The organism is Acrocarpospora catenulata (assembly GCF_018476525.1).
GTDB classification, from domain to species: Bacteria; Actinomycetota; Actinomycetes; order Streptosporangiales; family Streptosporangiaceae; genus Acrocarpospora; species Acrocarpospora catenulata.
In genome coordinates, this window is sequence record NZ_JAHCST010000003.1 from 42,924 (window position 1) to 62,535 (window position 19,612).

Annotated in this window: 18 protein-coding genes; all 18 read left to right on the forward strand. The window is 69.9% G+C overall.

Annotation, left to right across the window (positions count from 1 at the left end):
- The first annotated feature begins 94 nt into the window (after nt 1–94).
- The 18 genes from KIP79_RS03725 (at nt 95) to KIP79_RS03810 (ending at nt 19,608) form a co-directional block, all read left to right on the forward strand.
- Nucleotides 95–649, forward strand: a complete 555-nt coding sequence (locus KIP79_RS03725) for a hypothetical protein (protein WP_214103223.1) — start codon at nt 95–97, stop codon at nt 647–649.
- Nucleotides 621–2,159, forward strand: a complete 1,539-nt coding sequence (locus KIP79_RS03730; protein WP_214103224.1) for a hypothetical protein — start codon at nt 621–623, stop codon at nt 2,157–2,159. The genes KIP79_RS03725 and KIP79_RS03730 overlap by 29 nt, the downstream gene beginning before the upstream one ends.
- A gap of 130 nt (nt 2,160–2,289) precedes the next feature.
- Complete coding sequence (locus KIP79_RS03735) at nt 2,290–4,353, forward strand: hypothetical protein (RefSeq protein WP_214103225.1); 2,064 nt, start codon at nt 2,290–2,292, stop codon at nt 4,351–4,353.
- The gene (locus tag KIP79_RS03740) at nt 4,257–5,837 is read left to right on the forward strand and encodes an ADP-ribosyltransferase (protein ID WP_214103226.1); all 1,581 of its coding nucleotides are present in this window, start codon (nt 4,257–4,259) and stop codon (nt 5,835–5,837) included. Before KIP79_RS03735 ends, KIP79_RS03740 begins: the two co-directional genes overlap by 97 nt.
- Nucleotides 5,834–7,318, forward strand: a complete 1,485-nt coding sequence (locus KIP79_RS03745) for a hypothetical protein (protein WP_214103227.1) — start codon at nt 5,834–5,836, stop codon at nt 7,316–7,318. Before KIP79_RS03740 ends, KIP79_RS03745 begins: the two co-directional genes overlap by 4 nt.
- A gap of 20 nt (nt 7,319–7,338) precedes the next feature.
- Nucleotides 7,339–9,006, forward strand: a complete 1,668-nt coding sequence (locus tag KIP79_RS03750; protein ID WP_214103228.1) for a hypothetical protein — start codon at nt 7,339–7,341, stop codon at nt 9,004–9,006.
- Between the two features lie 80 nt (nt 9,007–9,086).
- Nucleotides 9,087–9,353 (forward strand): hypothetical protein, encoded by a 267-nt coding sequence (locus KIP79_RS03755; RefSeq protein WP_214103229.1) that lies wholly within the window; start codon nt 9,087–9,089, stop codon nt 9,351–9,353.
- A gap of 2 nt (nt 9,354–9,355) precedes the next feature.
- Nucleotides 9,356–9,682 carry a hypothetical protein gene (locus KIP79_RS03760; RefSeq protein WP_214103230.1) on the forward strand — a complete coding sequence of 109 codons (327 nt, stop codon included), beginning with the start codon at nt 9,356–9,358 and terminating at the stop codon, nt 9,680–9,682.
- Nucleotides 9,679–9,927 (forward strand): hypothetical protein, encoded by a 249-nt coding sequence (locus tag KIP79_RS03765; RefSeq protein ID WP_214103231.1) that lies wholly within the window; start codon nt 9,679–9,681, stop codon nt 9,925–9,927. Before KIP79_RS03760 ends, KIP79_RS03765 begins: the two co-directional genes overlap by 4 nt.
- A 38-nt stretch (nt 9,928–9,965) precedes the next feature.
- Entirely contained in the window at nt 9,966–10,409 is a 444-nt protein-coding gene (locus KIP79_RS03770) for a hypothetical protein (RefSeq protein WP_214103232.1), read from the forward strand.
- A complete protein-coding gene (locus tag KIP79_RS03775) occupies nt 10,406–11,278 on the forward strand; it encodes a hypothetical protein (protein WP_214103233.1) in 873 nt (290 codons plus the stop codon). The genes KIP79_RS03770 and KIP79_RS03775 overlap by 4 nt, the downstream gene beginning before the upstream one ends.
- Complete coding sequence (locus tag KIP79_RS03780) at nt 11,275–11,805, forward strand: hypothetical protein (protein WP_214103234.1); 531 nt, start codon at nt 11,275–11,277, stop codon at nt 11,803–11,805. Before KIP79_RS03775 ends, KIP79_RS03780 begins: the two co-directional genes overlap by 4 nt.
- A gap of 9 nt (nt 11,806–11,814) precedes the next feature.
- Entirely contained in the window at nt 11,815–12,042 is a 228-nt protein-coding gene (locus KIP79_RS03785; RefSeq protein WP_214103235.1) for a hypothetical protein, read from the forward strand.
- A 3-nt stretch (nt 12,043–12,045) separates the two neighbouring features.
- A complete protein-coding gene (locus KIP79_RS03790; RefSeq protein WP_214103236.1) occupies nt 12,046–13,038 on the forward strand; it encodes a phage tail tube protein in 993 nt (330 codons plus the stop codon).
- Nucleotides 13,039–13,049: 11 nt separating this feature from the next.
- On the forward strand, nt 13,050–13,430 hold the full coding sequence (locus KIP79_RS03795) for a hypothetical protein (protein ID WP_214103237.1): 381 nt from the start codon (nt 13,050–13,052) through the stop codon (nt 13,428–13,430).
- Nucleotides 13,431–13,565: 135 nt separating this feature from the next.
- Nucleotides 13,566–14,012, forward strand: coding sequence for a hypothetical protein (locus KIP79_RS03800; RefSeq protein ID WP_214103238.1), 447 nt, complete (start codon nt 13,566–13,568; stop codon nt 14,010–14,012).
- Entirely contained in the window at nt 14,009–16,993 is a 2,985-nt protein-coding gene (locus tag KIP79_RS03805) for a hypothetical protein (protein ID WP_214103239.1), read from the forward strand. Before KIP79_RS03800 ends, KIP79_RS03805 begins: the two co-directional genes overlap by 4 nt.
- A complete protein-coding gene (locus KIP79_RS03810; RefSeq protein WP_214103240.1) occupies nt 16,993–19,608 on the forward strand; it encodes a LamG-like jellyroll fold domain-containing protein in 2,616 nt (871 codons plus the stop codon). Before KIP79_RS03805 ends, KIP79_RS03810 begins: the two co-directional genes overlap by 1 nt.
- The last annotated feature ends 4 nt before the right edge of the window (nt 19,609–19,612 follow it).

Genomic DNA, 19,612 nt, shown 5'->3' on the forward strand with positions numbered 1-19,612 from the left:
GTGAGACGCATCTTTGCTTGGCGTGATGACCCCGACCAGCCGTCCGAACGCCTGACCGTCCGAACGCAGTCCTCGATGTCCGGGAGGTGAGCCGATGTCAGATGTACGAGGCGGAGGCGGCCGCTACGACCGCGACCCCGAGGTTGCCAAGCGCGACGCCCGCGCCTGCGAGCTGCGAGCCCAGAACAGGTCCTACGCGGAGATCGCCGCCGAGCTGGGCATCAGCAAGACCGCCGCCTACGAGAGTGTCCAGCGCGCCCTCGCCGAGACCGTGCGCGAACCGGCCGGCGAACTCCGCCAGCTGGAGCTGATGCGCCTCGACGAACTCGCACAGAAGGCGCGCGAGGTCATGAACGCCACCCACTACGTGGTGTCACAGGGCAAGGTGGTCCGCCTCACTCGGGCTGGTGCACCGCTCGAAGACGACGCCCCCGCGCTCCAGGCCATCGACCGGCTGCTGCGCATCCAGGAGCGACGGGCCCGCCTGCTCGGACTCGACATGCCTCAGCGCGTCTCGATCGAGGCGCAACAGCTCGGCGAAGACGTGCGTGGCCTGATCGCGGCGCTGCTGATGGGCGACGAAGTGGACGACGGCGAGGACGTGCCCGACCTGGACGACGATGACGACGGGGACCCCGACACGGACTGACCTGGAGCGCATCCAGGGCAGCATCGACGAACTCGTACGCGCAGGCGACACCCGCCGACTCCGGGCAGCGCACAAGCTGCTCAAGAGCGCGGTGGACCGGAAGCGGATCGCCGAGCGGGCCCGGAAGTACCTGGCAGACCCAGTCGGATGGGTGAAGCGGCGGCTCAAGCAGATCGTCTGGTCCAAGCAGCGGGAAGTCCTGGAGAGCGTCCGGGACAACCGGCGGACGGCGGTTCAGTCCGGGCACGGGGTCGGCAAGTCCCACACCGCGAGCCTGGCCGCCTCCTGGTGGCTGGACGTTCACCCGCCCGGCGAAGCGTTCGTGGTGACGACCGCCCCGACGTACGCCCAGGTGCGGGCGATCCTGTGGCGGTACATCCGGCGCATCCACAAGGCCGCCAACCTCGCGGGCAAGGTCAACCAGACCGAGTGGTGGATCGACGACGAGATCGTGGCCTTCGGCCGCAAACCATCTGACCACGACGAGTCCGGGTTCGTGGGCATCCACGCCCGCTTTGTGCTCGTCATCCTCGACGAAGCCTGCGGCGTCCCGGCTCAGCTATGGATCGCTGCGGATGCGTTGACGACGAACGAGGACTGCCGGATCTTGGCGGTCGGCAACCCCGACAACCCGGCGTCGGAGTTCCGGAAGGTCTGCAGACCGGGCAGCGGCTGGAACGTCATCAAGATCAGCGCCTTTGACAGTCCCAACCTCACCGGCGAGGTCGTCCCGAAGGACGTCGCCCTCGCCCTGGTCGGCCGGGCCTGGGTCGAGGAAAAGGCCAAGGAGTGGGGCGTCGACAACCCGCTCTACCGGAGCAAGGTGCTCGGGGAGTTCAGCGAGGACAGCCAATGGCAGGTCGTCCGTACGAGCGACGTCGCCGCGTGCCGCCTCGACCTCGAAACCCCGCACGCGCCGTCCGAGCTGCTACCCGTCGAACTCGGCGTGGACGTGGGTGGCGGCAGTGACGAGACCGTCATCCGCGAACGCCGCGGCCGGGTGGCCGGCCGGGAGTGGCGGGACCACACCGACCGGCCCGAGGTGATCGCGCCGATGATCCTGCAGGCGATCCGGGAGACCGGCGCTACCGCGGTGAAGGTGGACTCGAACGGGGTCGGGTTCGGCGTCGTCGGCGAACTCCGGAACATGGCCGCCCGCGGCCTGCACTCGGCGCGGATCTACGGCGTCAACGTCGGCGAGGCCGCCCGCGACGACGTGCACTTCGAGAACCTGCGGGCGGAGATCTGGTGGATGGCCCGCGAGCTGTCCGAAGAGCGGGCATGGGATCTGTCCACGATGGAGAACGCGGACACGACGGTCGCGCAGCTGCTCGAACCCCAGTGGGAGATCACGCCCAAGGGCCGCATCAAGATCGAGCCGAAAGACGACATCATCGAGCGCACCGGCCGCTCCCCGGACAACGCCGACGCGCTGAACCTCGCCTACTACGTGCCGAGCGACGCGACCACGGACTACATGGATGAGCTGATGAGGGGGAGGGCGGCGTAGATGAGTAAGTGGTGGCTCTGCCCGAACACCCCTCGGTGCCCGCACGCCGGTGTCGTTCACGACATCGAGGACTTCGACGACCCGACTCCGCGCTGCTGCGTCGAGGGATGTTCGTGTGGGGAGGCACGCGTTGAGTCGTCGGCGTAGGCGCTCCCAGATCAGCAAGGCCGCACCGGGCGGGGCTCTCCAAGGCCGCGTCGTCTTCACCGCTGACCAGGTGGCCGCGCTCATGCAGGGCCAGAGCGCCGGCCAGTCGGCCGCGCCGATGGCGCGCCCCGAGGAGTGGTTCCGCTCCCCGTTCGGGCCCGGTATGCCGCTCACCCCGGCGCCCATCAACACGCCCCGGCCGGACACCGACAGGCCCGAGCCGCGACTGTGGGACTACCCGGTCAGTTGGAACCTGGATACGGGCAGGAAGCGCCTCGTCCCCTGGCATGTGCTCCGGAGCGCCGGGGATGCCCCGCTGATCCGGCAGTGCATTCAGGTCCGCAAGCGCGGCCTGACCGGTCTCGGGTGGGACATCACCATCAACCAGTCCGCCATCGAGGCCGCCCAAGCGGACGGCGCCAGCCGCGCTGACGCTGAAACGACCCTCCGGGAGCGGCTCGGCCCGGACATCGCCCGCCTCGTCGAGTTCTGGTCCTGCCCCGACCGGGGGAACGGGTTGGAGCTCGCCGACTGGCTCGGGAGCCTACTGGAAGAGCACCTGGTGCTCGACGCCGTTGCCATCTACCCCCGGCAGACCTACGGGGGCGGCCTGTACAGCCTGGAGTTGCTGGACGGGAGCACCATCAAGCCGCTGCTCAACGAACGCGGCGGCCGACCACTGCCGCCGCACCCCGCGTACCAGCAGATCGTGCACGGCTTCCCGCGCGGGGAGTGGATGGCCGACGCTGGCGAGGATGGCAGCGTGACCGGACTGGCGGCCGACCAGCTCGTCTACCGGAAGTACACGACCAGGACGTGGACGCCCTACGGATTTAGCCCTGTAGAGATGGCCCTGGTGGACCTGGACCTGTACCTGAAACGGCTCGGGTGGATGCGGGACGAGTACACCCCGGGCGTGCAGGCTGAGACGTGGATGCGGATCCCGGCGGCGGTCTCCTGGTCGCCGTCCGAGCTGCGCGAGTACGAGCGGGCGCTGAACGACGACTTCAGCGTGAACCGGTCGCGGATCCGGTTCACGCCGCCGGGCGCGGAGCCGGACTACGGGTCGGATGCCGGGGAGCGGTACAAGCCGGACTACGACCTTCACGTGATCAAGCTCGTGTCGTCGCATTTCGGCGTGACCTTGCCGGAGCTCGGGTTCTCCGAGGCAAAGGGCCTGGGGTCGAGCGGCTGGAGCGAGGGCCAGGAGGCCGTCCAGCATCGGCAGGGCGTGCTCCCGACCGCGCGCTGGCTGGAAGCGCTGGTGACGGGCATCAGCCGCCGCTACCTGGGGATGCCGCGGGAGCTCCAGTTCACATTCCTGGGGCTGGAAGATCAGGACGCAGAGGTGGCGGACAGGATCGCCGAGGCGCGCGTCAAGTCCGGGCGGTTGACCTATAACGAAGGCCGCGACCAGCTCGGCTTGCCCAGGTATGCGATCCCGGAGGCCGACAAGCCCGCCATCGTCACCGCCTCCGGCCTGTCCTTCCTGGAGGGCTCCCTGGCCATGCGGGAGGCCGGTCGCGAGGCGGCCGAGCGGATGGCCCGCGAGGGTGGACAACCCGGCGGCCCCAGCGAGCCGAAATCTGGGCGTGACCAGGAAGAACGGCAGGACAAGACGGGGGACGTGGAGAAGGCCGCCGTTCCTGGCTCGGAAGGCTCGATCGGCCCGTTCCCCGACGAGTACAACCAGCCCCACGTCTACGCCCGAGACATCCACTCGGGCGCCGGAAACTGCGTCTGCGGACGGGCCCTGTCCAACCCCAAGCACGTTGAGGCCGCCCCGGGTGTGCCCACTCCCGAGGACAGGGCGAAGGCCGCTGCCGAGCTCGCCGCGTTTCGCCGCTGGGCCCGTAAGCGCGTCGAGCCGGGCCGGCAGTTCGAGTTCGCAGGGCACCGTGACGTGCTCCTGGCGCTCGCGCCCGACCTCGCCGAGGACGACCGCGTCACTTGGAAGGCGGCGGGCCCTGGCCCAAAAGCGCGAGCCGTAGGTGGGCCGGTTGGGGCCCCGACGACGCCCTGGCCCATCATTACGTCCCGCTGCTGATCGAGGCGCTCGGTGGGGCGATCGACGCCGACGCGCTGGCTCGGGAGTGGGCGGCATCCCGAGGGCTGAAGGCAGCTCCGGACGTACTGGCCTGGCTGGACCGGGTCCCTATCATCGGCGCCATCACCCGGGCCCTGCGGCGTGTCCTGGAGCCGCTCTGGTCCGAGGCCTGGCACGTCGGCGTCGTCGCCGCCCAAGACGCCATCGCGCCAAGGGCCACCAACGTGGCCGTCGACTGGGGCGCCTGGGAACCCGGCGACGCCGAGGCGGCCCAGCGGCTCTACTCGGGGGCGCGTGGCCTGCAAGACCTGCTCGACCGCGACGGCATCACCACCATCAAGTCCATTGCCGCGAACCGCATGAACGACCTCGCCGGCGAATTGGAGGAGGCCGTCGCCGAGGGCTGGTCGGCCGACAAGCTCGCCGACCGGATCCGGGACATGCTACGTCGGCCCGACCGCGCCGAGATGATCGCCACAACGGAGATCGCCCGTGTCATCTCCACCGCCTCGCTGGAGCGCTACCAGGCGGCCGGGATCGAGTACGTGGCCTGGGACACGGCCTACGACCGGGACGTCTGCAAGACCTGCCGAGAGAACGAAGACGCGGGCCCGATCCGGATCGGCCAGCTCTTCCCGGGCGGCCGGATCGCGCCGCCACAGCATCCGCACTGCCGGTGCGCACCGCAGCCGGTGATGGACGGTCCGGACCTGGAGAAGCGCGCGGCGTGGGATCCGGCCAAGCACCCGCGCGGGCCGAACGGCCGCTTCATCGGCCGCACCGCGTTCGCCAACGCCGCGGAGAAAGAGCTCGGCAACAAGGTCCTGGCCCAGAAGCCGCGCCGGTTCACCGACGCCCAGGCAACCAGCTGGCTGAAGGACCACAAGCCGCACCTCACCCACCAGCAGCGCTCGGCGGTCGAACGGTACACCGGCGACTCCTTCGTGGAGACCAACCGAGAACTACGCGCCGGGAAGACATCCGCGGCAGACGTGGCCACCCTCGACGGCGCGATGCGGCCAATCAGCGAGGCGATGATCCTCACCCGGGTCGTCCAGCCGGACGCGTTCGGCTACCGCAAGCCCGGCGATGTGAAGGGCCTGGTCGGCCGGAAGATCTCGGACCGGGCGTACATGTCCACGGCGGCGGGCTCGCCGTACGCGGGCGGTCTGGGCGGGGTGACGATGCACCTGGTCGTCCCCGAAGGCACCCCGGCTCTGCCGCTGGCCGCCCTATCGGAGAACGAGCACGAGCGGGAGATCCTGCTCGGGCGAGACCTGGAGATGGTCGTCGCCAAGGTGACGCCGAACGACCGGTACGGCGTGGATATGTTCGTCATCGTCCTGCCGAAGACCACGGAGAAGGCGGCCAAGGCGGACCCGCGCCTCAGCGACGCCGAGTTCACCGACGTGGGCGAAGCGCCCGCGTTCCTCCTCGACCCCGAGGTGGTCGAGTTCCTGTTCGGACAAGGAGCAGCAGCATGACCATCACGCACGCCTACGCGGCCGACATCACGAAGTTCGAGCGGGACGCCGATGGCGCGCTCATCGTGTACGGCAAGGCCACTGGGCCCCAGCTCGACCTGGACGCCCAGATCTGCGACCCGGAGTGGCTGAAGAAGGCCATGCCCGCGTGGATGGAGTTCGGCAACATCCGGGAGATGCACGGCCCCATCGCGGCCGGCGTCGGTATCGAGCTGGAGGCCAAGGGCGACGACTGGTGGCTGAAGTCCAAGTGCGTGGACCCCGGCACCGCCCGCAAGATCGAGCAGGGTGTGCTGAAGGGCTACAGCATCGGCATCAAGGGCCCGAAGGTCGTAAAGGATGCCGCCGCCCCGGGCGGTCGTATCGTCGGCGGGATCGTCGCGGAGACCTCGTACGTGGATCGGCCGTGCAACCCGACCGCGACTCTGATGATCGCGAAGATGGCGGGTTCGGGGCAGCTGGCGCCCGTGGACCTTGATGGCGAGCCGATCGTCCAAGACCAATCGAAGGCAGACGATACGGCAGACGATGCTGCGGGCACCGTGGCCGGGTTCGACCGGGACCGCGCGGAGCGCCTGCTCAAGGCCGTCTCCGCCGACGGGACTATCGACGAGCAGCCGGACATCGACGGCGCCGTCCAGGCGATCGCTCTGATCGCTGGCCTGATCCAGGCTGAGGCTGCCGAGCTAGCCGCAGGCTGCTACGGGGAGACATGGGACATCAGCCTGCTGCTGCGCGCAGTGGAGGTTCTGAAGCTCTTCGTCGAGCGCGAGCGTGCAGGGGCCACGTCAGCCGCCACCGCTGGGACTGTGACCGCAGACGTCGACCTGGCCGCGGTCCCGGACCTCACCAAGACTGCGGGCGGGGGCGTGACCCTGGAAGGCCTGGCCGCCACCGTCGACAAGCTCACCGAACTGGTGAAGCGCGCCTTCTCGCAGGCCGAGCGTGACGACGCGGCCGACGACGGGACCGCGATGCCTGACGGGTCATTCCCCATCGTCAACCGCGCCGACCTGGAGAACGCGATCCGCTCGGCCGGCCGGGCCAAGAATCCGGCGGCGGCCCGGCGGCACATCATCGCCCGCGCCCGCGCGCTGGAAGCCGCCGATCTGATCCCCGGCGACTGGACGAAAGCCGCCGACCCGGACACAACCACGACCACCGAGACTCCGGTCTCGAAGGACGAGCTTGCCGAGCTTGCCGAGCTCGTGAAAAACGCCGTAGCAGAGGCCACGAAGCCGCTGGAGGAGAGTCTGAAGACGCGGGACGACCGCGTGAAGGCGCTCGAAGTGGAGCTGGCGAAGGTCAAGGCGCAGCCGATTCCAGGCGGCCCGGTCATCACCCGGACCGCTATCACCACACCCCCGTCAGGCGAGGCCGACAACAAGGCCGCCTACTACCGGCACCTGGCTGGCCAGGTCAACGACCAGGCGGCCAAGGCGGGTTATCTGAAGCTCGCCGCCGAAGCCGAGCGCGGGTAACCCTTCGTCAAGGAGACACGATGCCGTACGCAGTTCCCACCCCGTCGGAGATGTTCTCCGACTCCGCCTCGGGGCGTGACGTCGCCGAGCGTTTCGAGACCTACAAGACCGTCCTGTCGTCGCAGCACCGCAAGGCACTGGCAGGCGGCGAGGTGTTCCAGCCTGGCCTGGGGATCGTCGCGGACGCGGGCCATCAGGCTGAGCTGGTCGCCGCCCGCGTGGAGGCCATCACCAAGGGCCTGTCACCTGACGCGCTCGCCTCCATCCAGGGTGAGCTGGACCAGCTCAAGGCCGTCAGCGCGGACCTCGGCAAGGACTGGACGCTGACCAACCCCAACTCCACGGGGCTGGTCCCCTACGACCTGGAGGCGCCCGCGAAGCTGCTGGTGCCGCGCGCGACACCGCTGCGGAACACGATCGCGCGCAGCAAGGGGCAGGGCACCGCGAAGCAGTTCAAGCGCATCCTCGGCTGGTCCAACAGTGGGACCGGCGGTGTGGCCGACCAGATGGCGTTCATGGACTCCGGCAGCATCTCCACGGGGTTCGGTCCGATCAACCTGCGCCGCGGCGCGAAGATCTCCTACGCGTCCGACTCCAAGAGCGTCGCCTACGTCGAACAGGGCCTGTCCGACTCGGTGATCTGGAAGGCGCAGTTCGCGGGGCAGGGCTTCCAGGACATCCGGTCCCTGTCGCAGACCGCTCTGCTATGGGCGACCATGGGCGCGGAGGAGCGCGGCATCCTGCTCGGCCGCGGCGCCTCCGGCAACGGATACGCGGGCGCCATCAGCGCGCCGGTCATCTCGATCGCGTCGTCCGCGTCCGGCGGGGCTGTCGCGGCGGGCACCTACTACGTGAAGGTCACCGCTCGGGGTGGTGGCGGTGAGTCCGTGGTGTCCAACGAGGTCAACACTGGCGCCCTGTCCGGCGGCGCCAACCAGTTCACGGTGACGGTCGCGACCGAGCCGACCGGTGCGCTCGGCTACAACCTCTACGTGGGCACCGCCTCCAACGGGGAGACGTTCGTCACGAGCTTCGCCGGGAACACGATCACCGTTCTGGTCACTCCGGCGACGGGCGGCGCGGCAATGCCCGTCGCGGACTCCAGTGCGAACGCCAACGGCTACGACGGGTTCCTCACCGTCCAGGCGGGCGCGGACTCCGGCTACTTCAAGCGGCACAACGCGTCCATCGCCTCGACCGGGGACGAGTTCCTTCAGGCGGCGTTCATCGGCATGTACGGCGCGAACGCGGTTGGCACGGCCGACCGGCGCCTGGCCGACCCCGATGAGGTGTGGCTGGACGGGCAGATCCGCAAGGTGCTGGGCGACTACCTGAAGAAGACCGCCGCTAGCACGGCGTACCGGATCGCGCTCACCGAGAGCGACGCCACGGGCGGCGCGACCGTCGGCTCGGTGGTCAACGCGGTCGCCAACCAGGTCACCGGCAAGATGGTGGACCTGAACGTGCACCCGTACATGCCGATCGGGTGCGTGCTGATCCGCTCCAAGACCCTGCCGGTGCCCGACTCTGAAGTCAGCAACACCACCGAGGTGGTCAACGTGCAGGACTACATGGCTGTGGATTGGCCGGTGATCCAGTACACGTACGACTCCAGCACGTACATGTACGGCACGCTCGTGCACTACGCGCCGGGCTGGTCCGGCCTCATCGTCGGCGTCCTCCCGTAGCAGCCGCCCCGCCATCCACGTGGTGAGGCCCCGCGCACCTCGCCGCTCGGGGCCTCACCCATACCCGCGAAAGGATCACCATGCAGCCGACCATCGGCCGAATCGTCCACTACACCCTGAACGCAGGGGACGCCCAGATCATCGAGTCTCGGCGCGCGCAAAGCGACCGCGTCGGCAACCATGTCGAGGCGGGGCAGGTGTACCCGGCGCTCGTGGTTCGCGTCTTCGACCCGTCCGCCCCCACCGTGAACCTTCAGGTCTACCTCGACGGCGACGACTCCTACTGGGCCACGTCGCGGACCGAGGGGGACACTCCTGGCTCGTGGTCCTGGCCTCCGAGGGTCTGACCATGGAAGAGCGCCCCCCCGCCGTGGCGGACATCGTCCACTACGTCAGCTACGGCACGCCCGGAGGCGAGCACCCGAGTACCTGCCGGGCCGCAATCATCACTGCCACACCGGACCCAGACGGCAGCGTCGTCGACCTGTGCGTGCTCAACCCGACAGGTCAGTTCTTCAACCAGGGAGTCGAACTCCACAAGGGTGGCGAGACGCTGGGCGACCTGGAATGCCCCAACCGGGCGCAGCACGGCAGCCCGTTCCGGTACTGCGGGTGCGGGTGGATGGAGTCCCATCTCATGGGCGGCACGTGGCACCGGCGGGAGGACTGCTCGTGAAGGTCGTTGCCCCCGCCCGCGCGTGCGTCGAGGTGGACGGGCTGTCCGGCCGCCGCTACCGCGCCCGTGACGGCATCTACGAGATGAGCCCCCGCGACGGGAAGGCGTTCGTCGCCGCTGGCGGGTTCGTTCCGTCGCTGTCCGGAGCCACCTCCCGCGCCACCGGCTACCGGTGCTCGTGCGGGTTCGGTTCGTTCTTCACCACCTGCTCCCGCTGTGGCGGGACCTGCACGAAGGAGCCGTGATGCCCCCGAGGAAGAGGAAGCCCGCACCCCTACCTCCTGTGCCTGGCGTCGAGGAGAACCCGCCCGAACTGTGCGGGACCTGCTTCCCCGCAGGGCTGGATAGCCAGCCCGAAGGGGCGACCGTCATCTCCTGTGCCCACGGCGCATGGCGAGTCGAGGACTTGGTCAAGCAGGAGCCCAAGGAGCCGCCGCCCGACAACCCGGAGAAGACCGAGGGCAGCGAGAGCCGGGGAGACAACGCCGAGCATCCGTGCCCCGAGCATTTCCCGGCAGGGTTCACCAAGGGGGTGTTCAGCGCCTGCTGCGAGCACGGCCTGTGGTACGCCCCGGCCGAGCTGCCCGCCGACGGGAGCGGCGAGCGCGTGTCGCCTGGCACTGGTGAGGTGATGGTCGCGGTCGAGGGCGACGAGCTGGTGGGCGACGGCTCCGGCACGACGTTCCCGCCGGCCCACTCGGACGGTAAGGGCGACGGCGGCCAGTGAGCCAGCTGGTCAGGCCGTACGTCACGAACGCCGAGTTCCGGTCCAGCCCGACGTGGCTGGACACGGAGAACCTCGTCGTCGGCGGTGACACGGTCGCCCAGGACGCCGAGCTCGCCAACACCCTGCTCAAAGCCAGCGCGTGGGCGACCGGGGTGTGCAACCAGAGGTTGGACGCCCACCAGGTGCTGGAGCGGATGCGCGTCACCCCCGACCAGTACGGCCGGGTCAGCATCCACGCCGCGGTGAAGCCGGTGCGCAAGGAAGCCGTGACGGCGTTCTCGTACGGCCAGCCGGGCAGCATGACCCCGCTGACGGACTTGTCGGCGGTGTGGGTCGAGGACGACGTGCAGATCCTCGTGCAGCTCGGCGGCCCCGGGAACTTCGGGCCCGCTTTGGAGTTCGGCCCCCCGCGCGGCCAGGTCGAGACGTTCGTCCAGCTCGGCTACGTCGGTGGGTGGACATCCACCACCCTGGCCGGGTCGAGCAGCTCGGGCGCGGCCTCCATCACCGTGGCCGACCCGGTCGGCATCTACCCCGGCGACGTCCTCCGCATCTGGGACCCGGGCGACGAGGAGGCCGTCCAGGTCGGCCCCAGCTACACCCCTGGCAACCCCACGGTCCCCCTGGTGGGCGCCACCGGCGCAGCGCACGGACCCGGCGCGGGGGTCAGCGCCATGCCTGCCGACGTCCACCAGGCGGTCATCTGCCGCGCCGTCTCCATGCTGCTGCGGTCCGAGACCGGCGGCGCCGGCGACTACCTGGAAGCGCCGTATGGGCCGACCGCCGCCACCGGCCCGGGGCGGTCGAAGGCCATGGAGTTGGTCGCGGAGGCCAAGCATCTGCTCAGGCCGTACAGGCGGGTCCGGTGAGCAGGGCCAGCGTCCGGGCGGGCATCGCCGAGTTCTTCGGCGGCCCCCTTATCGCCGGTCAGGACGTCTACCGGGGCGGCCCCCTCCAGGCGTACGGCCTGGCCACCGTCCGAGCCGCACAGGCCAAGCAGATCCCGGACACCGACTACACGGCCGGTCTCCCGTCCGGTCGCGCCATGGGCACGGTGGGAGTGGTCCACCTGGGCATCTCGACCGAGCGGCGGGTGGCGCTCGGCGGTGAAACTGGCGGGTGGAAGCACCGCGTCTACCAGGTGACCCTGCACCTCTACCACCTGGCCAACACGCCGACGACTGAGGCGGTCATCGCCGACCTCGACGAGCTGCTGGAGCGCGTCACCGCCCGCATCCACGGGGACCGGACGCTGGGCGGGACCGCCCTCCAGGCCGGAGAGAGCAGCGCGGGCATCAAGACCTTCCTCGGGGAGCCTGCCATCAGCGGGACACCCGAGCGGATCCGCACTTACGCGTCGGTGGCCTTCGACGCCGACGTCTACATCAAGGCATAGGAGCAACTCATGGCCCTGTGGAGCTTCCTCGGCTACGAGGAGATCACCTACCCCGACTACGTGTACGCCGGTCCAGGCGATGAACCGACCGTGCTGGTCGGCACGCCGGGCCTGGTGCTCGACCTGCCGGAGGGGCTCGCGCCACCGGGTGACGGCCGCTGGGAGTCCGCCGAGAAGCCGAAGAAGACCAAGACCGCGCCGGCCGTACCGCCCGCGCCGAGCAGCCAGGAGGACTGAGCTGTGACAGTGACCCCGGTAGCACGCCGGTTCGTCGGGATCGCCAAGGAGACCGTGCCCGGCACCGCGGTGGCGATGACGGCGACCATCCCCATCGAGAAGTTCGACCCGGCCGACGACGTCACGATGCTGGACGATCAGGCCCTGCGTGGCAGCATGTCCAAGCAGTACGGCCAGGTGGCCGGACCGGTCGCCAGCACATGGGACATGGGCGGGCCGATGTTCGGCGACGCCATCGGCCATCTGCTGTTCAACGTGTTCGGCGAACTGGCGACGACGGGTGCCAGCGCCCCGTATACGCACGCCTTCACCCTGCTCAACTCGGGTGCCGGACAGCCGCCGACGCACACGTTCACCGACCGGACCGGCGTACCGGCCACGAGCGGCGCCCGCCAGTACCCGTACAGCTGCCTGTCCGAGTTGACGGTGACGTGGAATGCCGAGCAGCTGTGCACCTGGGAGGCGAAGGCGACGTGCTGGCCGTCGGTGGTGCCAGGTGTCGCGCCGACGAACGCACTGTCCTCCGTCGCGCCGGTCCCGTCGTGGCGGGCGGCGGTCGGCATCGGCGGACCGGCCAGCGGCGGTACCAAGGTGGACAACATCAGCGAGCTGGCGATGACGTTCACGCGGGAGGTCACCGCGTACCACACGGCGGAGGGCAAGCAGTCCGCGTACGTGATCGCCCGTGGCCCGATCGATGTGACCGGCAAGTTCACCAGGCTCGCCGAGACGGAGAGCAGCATCCTCGACTACCTGGACAACGTGCAGCCAGCGCTTCAGGTCCTGCTCAGCAACGGGGGGGCTGGGGGCGGCCTGGTTAGCGTCCAGGTGGACATGGCGAAGGTCGGCTACCGAACCGCGAAGATCAACGCTGGCGGGACCGTCTTCCAGTACGACGTCGAGTTCCAGGCCATCGCCAACTCGACCAACATCGGCGCGAGCGGCGGCCTGGCTCCCGCGAAGGTCACCGTCCAGAACGCCGTCACCAGCTACTAGGAGATCAACCCGTGCCACGCATCACCCTGCCCGGCGATCAGTGGGCCGACCTCATCGACCCCTCGGACCTGCGCTCCGGAGACATCAAGGCATACCGCAGGTCGATGCCGGTCGGCGGCGTCATGACCTACGGAACCCTCGACGGCATGCGGGACGTGCTGCTCCGCCGCCTCATCACTAACTGGTCCGTCGAACTGCCCATCCCGAGGGACAACCCCGGCGATGACGAGCAGCCGGGCAGCCTCGACCTGCTCCCCATCCCCGCCTACCGGGCACTCATCGACGCCCTCGACCCATACATGGACGTGTTCAACCCGGACCCGGACCCAAAACCCTCGCCCGAGTCCGCTGGTACCTCAGCGGACAAGACGTCGAGCTCGGCGACGAGCTGACCGACGCCGTCACCTACGCCCTGTACGCCACCCGGTTCGGCTGGACCCCCGACCAGGTGGACGCCCTCCCGGCCACGGTCGAGCCGTGGTTACTCCCGATCGCCACCGAGATCGACAAGGTGAGGAGGGCACGCCGTGGGTGATGTGGACGCGGACGCGCTGATCGTGGCGCTGCGCGCGATGGGCGACCGGTCGAGCGACGGCGCCCGGGCGGCGGCCGACGCCATGGCGCTCGGCGCCGAGCGGGAGATCAAGCGCACGCTGCGGACGACCAGCCACCCGAAGGGCGCGCCGACGCCGTCCGCGCCCGGCACCCCGCCGTCGCTCGTCTCCGGCAGCCTCCGACGCAGCGTGAAAGCAGGCCGGCCGCGCCAGACCGGCGCCGCGCGGTGGGAGGCCAAGACCGCGCCCACCATCGTCTACTCGCGCATTCACGAGCTGGGCGGCTGGACCGGCCGCGGGCACCGCTCTTACCTGCCGCCGCGGCCGTACGTGCGGCCGACCCGTGCCCGGCTGGTCGCCTCGGGTGACCTGGAGCGGTGGGCCAATCGCGCGTTCGCCGCGAAGGTAGGGCTGACGTGACGGAGCTACCTCCCGCAGTCGCACGGTTCGTCGCCGACGCCTCCGGGTTCGAGCGTGGCACAAACCGGGCCGTCGCCGATGCCGAGAAGTTCACCCGGGCAGCCACGAAGTCGGCCCTGTCCGCGCGCAAGCTGGGAATCGAGGCGAAAGAGGCGGCGGAGAAGGCCGCCCGTGCCCAGCTGCTGGCCGCTCAGGCGGCGGAGAAGGCGGCGAAGGGGTTCGGCAAGGAGGAACATGCCGCCGAGCTCGCCGCGAAGGCTGTACGCGAGCTGGAGCGCGCCGAGATCAAGCAGGCCGCCGCAGCCCTCGCGTCTGCTGAGGCGAGCAGCAAGGCGGCAAAGGCGCACCAGGCGCTCGCCCGAGACACCGGGAAGGCCGAGAAGGCGCTGGAGTCGATCGGAGCGCGCGGTCCAGCGATGACCGCGCTGCTGGCTGCGGGGCTGCTGGCGCTGCCGGTGGTGGCGCAGCTGGCGGCGGCGGGGATCACTGTCGGGTTCGGTGCGGGCATCGTCGGCGTGGGCATCGCCGCCGCCGCGCAAAGCCAGCGGGTGAAGGACGAGTTCTCGGCGCTGAAGCAGGACGTCAAGGCCGAACTCCAGGACACCGCCCGGCCGCTGGAGGAGAGCCTGCTCAAGATCCCGGGCGTGACGCGCAAGGCGCTGGCTGAGACGAAGCCGGAGCTGTCCCGCTTCTACGAGCAGATGGCTCCGCAGGTGGACACCTTCGTGGAGCGGACCGCGGAGTCCGGGGCGCGGGCGCTGGAGCGGGCGCTCCCACCCCTCGAACGCGGGTTCGGCAGCTTCCTGGACTCCTTCGGCTTCCGGAGTGACGCGATCTTCGGGAACCTGGAAGGCACCATCTCCAGCCTGGCCGAGACGGTCGATGAGCACGCCGACGACATCGTCGCCTCCATCGAGCTCATCACCGGCGCGCTGAAGGCGACGGCGGACGGGATCGGCTGGCTGGTAGACGAGTGGGACCGGGAGATGGGGCGGGCTGAGTCCCTGCTGCACTCCTTCGGCGGCGCGGCCGGGGGCGCCCTCGGGGCCATGGCGGGGGACCTGGACAACTCGGGCGCGGCGGTCCAGCGGGCGGCTGAGGCCGCAGTGGAGGCCGCCAAGGATGCCGCCGCCTCTGCGGGAGGCTGGCGGGAACTCGGCGGGGTGATGCGCGGCACGGCGCAACTGGCGGACGATCTCCGCAAGGAGATGGACGAGCTGAACGGCATCCACCGGGACGCCAGCGCGGCGGCCAGCGACTACCAGGAGGCCGTGGACCGCGCCACCGCGACGATCAAGAAGAACGGCGACGCCTGGTCACTCAACACCGAGAAGGGCCGCCAGAACCAGGAGGTCATCCGGGGGATGGCCGAGACCGCCGAGCAAACCATCCTCGGTATGGTCCGGGAACACCGCACCATCGGCGAGGTTTCCACTGCCTACGACAAGTACCGTGATCAGCTGATCAGAGCGGCGATGGATGCCGGGCGCACCGAGAAGCAGGCGCGGGCGCTGGCGGACAGCTGGCTGTCGATCCCCGAGAGCGTGCGGACGGAGGTCGAGGCCGAGACCTACCAGGCCAGGGTCGCGTTCGGGGAGATCTTCTCGCAGATGCGGACCATGGCCAACGGTGTCACGATCCCGGTCTACTACCGGCAGTACGGGCCGGGGAAGTCGCCGGTCGGCGGGACCGGCATCCTGGGCCGCCAGCCGTACATGAACACCCCCCGGAAGGCCGATGGCGGCCCCGTGGTCGGCCCCGGCGGGCCGCGTGACGACCAGGTGGCCATCTGGGCCAGCAACGGCGAGTACGTCATCAACGCGGCCTCTACGAGGAAGCACCGCGGCGCGATCGAGGCCATCAACGCGGACCGCTTCGCGGACGGCGGCCCGGTCGGGCGCACCCACTACGCCTCGGGCGGACAGGTCAAGGTCGGCGGGGTCCCGGTGCCGGAGACGAAGTGGCGCGACATCGGCACGATCCTTGGCAAGGAGTTCGTCAAGGTCATGACCGGCAGCTCGTCGGAGATCGCGAGCATGGACCGGCGGCTGGAGAAGGCCATCGCCAAGCTGTTCGCGGGCAAGAAGACCAGCCTGGACGACAAGCTGATCGCCTACCTGGACAAGAACAGCAAGCACCTCCAGGCGCTGTCAAAAGAGCGGGACGCCGCGAAGAAGTCCCTGGAGGAGGGCAAGCAGTACGCCGGCTCGGTCACCTCCAGCGCGCGCAGTTTCGCCGGGCTGACCTCGCTGGACGGGCCGATGAACGCCGCCGGGATCCAAACCGGGCTCGCGCAGAAGGCGGGCACGCTGAAGGCGTGGGGCGTCGCGATCAAGAAGCTGGCCGCCCGGGGCCTGTCGCCTGCGCTCATCCGGCAGGTGATCGACGCCGGGCCGGAGCAGGGCCTTGAGCTGGCGAACATGCTCCTGAGCGCGGACAAGTCGACGTGGGCCGGGATCAACAAGGTCCAGAAGGAGATCGACTCCGTCTCCACATCCCTGGGCAAGAGCAGCGCGGACATCCTCTACGACAGCGGGAAGATGGCAGGGCAGGGCTTCCTGTCCGGGCTTCAGGCCAGCCTGAAGAGCCTGGACAAGGAGATGGACAAGCTGGCCAAGAGCATGGCGGCGAGCCTCAAGAAAGCCCTGAAGATCAAGTCTCCGTCGCAGCACCCCGACATCCGGTTCGCCGGCGCGATGACCGTCGCGGGCGTGGCGGCCGGGATGGCCGAGAACCTGCCCGTGCTCGACCGGTCCAGCGCGCTCCTGGCGGCACGCCTGGCCCGGCCGCGCATACGGCCCGCGGTCGCCCCCCCGGTCGCGCGCGGTGGCCGACCGGGGGCGGCAACCGCCACCGGGGAGGCGCCGATCGTAAACGTCAGGGTCGTCCTCGACGGCCGCGACCTCCGCGCCGGGGTGCAGACCGAGGTGCTCCGCTACGAGCGGCGCAACGGCCACAACGGGCTGAACAAGAGGCGCTGATGCCCGCCACCACCGCCAACCAGTGGACCGACTCCTTCGCCGTCGCCGGCACGTTCGTCATCCCCGACCCGATCAACAGCTCCCGCACTGTCTTCGTGAACCCGACCGCGGGGAACTGGCTGGTCGCCTTCGTGGGCTGGCGCACCGGGGCCGGGGCGCAGACGACCCCGACCGTGCATGTCGCCGACGACGCGCACAACCTCTGGATCCCGCTGGCGAGGGTCAACAGCGCGGGCGGCGGGTGTGCGATCTGGGTGGCGCCGAATCCGAGGAAGGCGCGCAGGGTGTATGTCGCGCCGACCGACTACGTCACCGCCCTGGTCACCAACGTCACCGAGTACGCGGGGATGGGCCAGCATCTCCAGCTCGCCAGCACGCCCGTGAAGGGCTTCACCAATGGCGGCACCAGCCTGGCCCTGGGTGCGCTGTCCGCGCCCGCGTCCGAGGCGCTCACGCTCACCTGCGCGGGCACCGACAGCACCACCGCCACACTGACCTCGGCGACCGCCGGATGGACCTCCGGAACCGCCGTCGCCGCCAGCAACGGCGCCGACACCATCTCAGACGCCCGGCTGCTGCCGCGGTGGCAGTCCACCACCGGGGGCCCTTCCGTCACCTACACCACGTCCGCCAGCTGCAACATCCACGCCGTCTCCGTCGCTGTCCTGGTCGCCGCGCCCACCCCCGCCCAGTCGAACCCGAACTGGCCGATCGTGCGCTTCGAGGCCGGGTTCGGGTCCGGGCAGCAGGCCCCGCGCGACGAAATCACCTGGACGAACCTGACGACCCGGCTGCTGTCCCTGGACACCTCCCACGGCAAGCAGTTCGAGCTGAGCGGCGTCGAGGCCGGCACGTCCCAGCTGAGGCTCCGCAACGACGACGGCGCGCTTGACCCGGAGAACGCGTCGTCGCCGTACTGGCCGGACGTGCTCGACTACACGCCGGTCCGGGTCACCGCCACCTGGCAGGGCCGTGTCTACGGGGTGCTGCACGATTTCGCCGAGAGATGGCCTCAGTCGTGGCGGGACCCGCATTGGGGCGAGGTCAACATGACCGCGATCGACGCCTGGGCCACGCTGGCGACGAAACTGACGGCCGCTGTCGAGGGCGAGATCCTGCTCGATGCCCCGTACGGCTACTGGCCGCTGTCCGACCCCGACACCTCCACCGTCGGCAGCAACCTCGCCCCGAACAACCCCCGCTCGGTGGTGATGACCCCGAGCAAGGAAGGCATTGGCACCAATGTGCAGGTCGGGTTCGGCGCGGACGCCTCCGCGTTGAAGGGGTCGGCGGGTACGGCGTGGGCCCAGTCCGGCCTGACCACTCTCCAGGGCCTCAACGGGTACAGCCTCGTGTACGCCCCGGCCATGGACATGCCGCTCCTGACCGGCGCTGGCGTCACGGTGGAGGTGTGGGCGCGGCACGCGGCGGGGACGCAGCCGACCAGCGACCGGGAGATCTTCGTCCTGAAGGAGACCGCCGGGTCGATCATCACCCTGTTCATCAACAGCAGCGGGTTTGTGGCCGTGGGCAGCTGGAACGCCACGACGCACACCCGCTCCGACACGGTGACCGCGTACGCGCCGACCGACGCCTACGTTCACTACGTCCTGGCCGTGACCACGACCACCTGGACGCTGTGGATCAACAGCCAGCAGGTCGCGTCCGGGTCCGGGACCCACGCCAGCAGGCCACACTGGTTCTCGATCTGCGGGCAGGCCGACCAGCGGTTCCACGGCCGCATGTTCAACGGCTCCTTCGCCCACGCCGCGATCTACCCGCGCCGTCTGCCGTACGGGCGGATGGTCGCCCACTACTGGTCGGGCCTGGCGGCGATGGAGCGGGACTCGGCGGACCAGCGGATCGGTCGGCTGCTGTCGTACGCGGGCTGGGGGCAGGCTCGGGCGATCTCGTACACGACGTACGCGCCGTACGCGCCGGCGGTGGACATCGCCGGGCGGCCGGTCTCCGGTCCAGTGCAGGACGTCGCCGACAGCGAGGGCGGCGTCCTGTACGTCGATGGCCACGGCTACCTGCGGTTCACGGCAAAGCAGTACCGGTACGGCCAGCCTCCCGCCTACACCTTCGGCGACCGCCCCGACCTGGGCGAGGTGCCCTACGACATCGGGATGGAAGCGGACTGGGACCCGGCCCAGTCCTACAACGACATCACCGTGACCCAGCAGTACTACGGCACCTCGACCCGGGTCACCGACGCGGCGTCGATCCAAAGGCGGGGATGGCGGGACACCGAGCGGCAGAGCCTGCTCGCCGACGCCGAGGCCGCGGCCGACCAGGCGCGCTACCTGCTCGACAAGTACAAGACTCCAAGCCGGCGCATCCAGACGATCATTCTCGATCCGGCGGGCAACCCGGGCATCTGGCCGGCGGCGCTGGGGGTCGAGCAGGGCGATGTGGTCCGGGTCAACCGGCGACCGATCGGCGCCCCGCCGATCTCCGGCATCTACGAGGTGATCGCCAAGGCGCACAGCGTCGACTTCGGGGAGGGGAAGTGGAAGGTAATCCTCTCCCTCGGGCCCGGCGACCCGGACGTCCTCATGGTGGATGACCCGGTGTTCGGCCTGCTCAACGGCTCCAACGTGATCGGGTGGTGAGCTG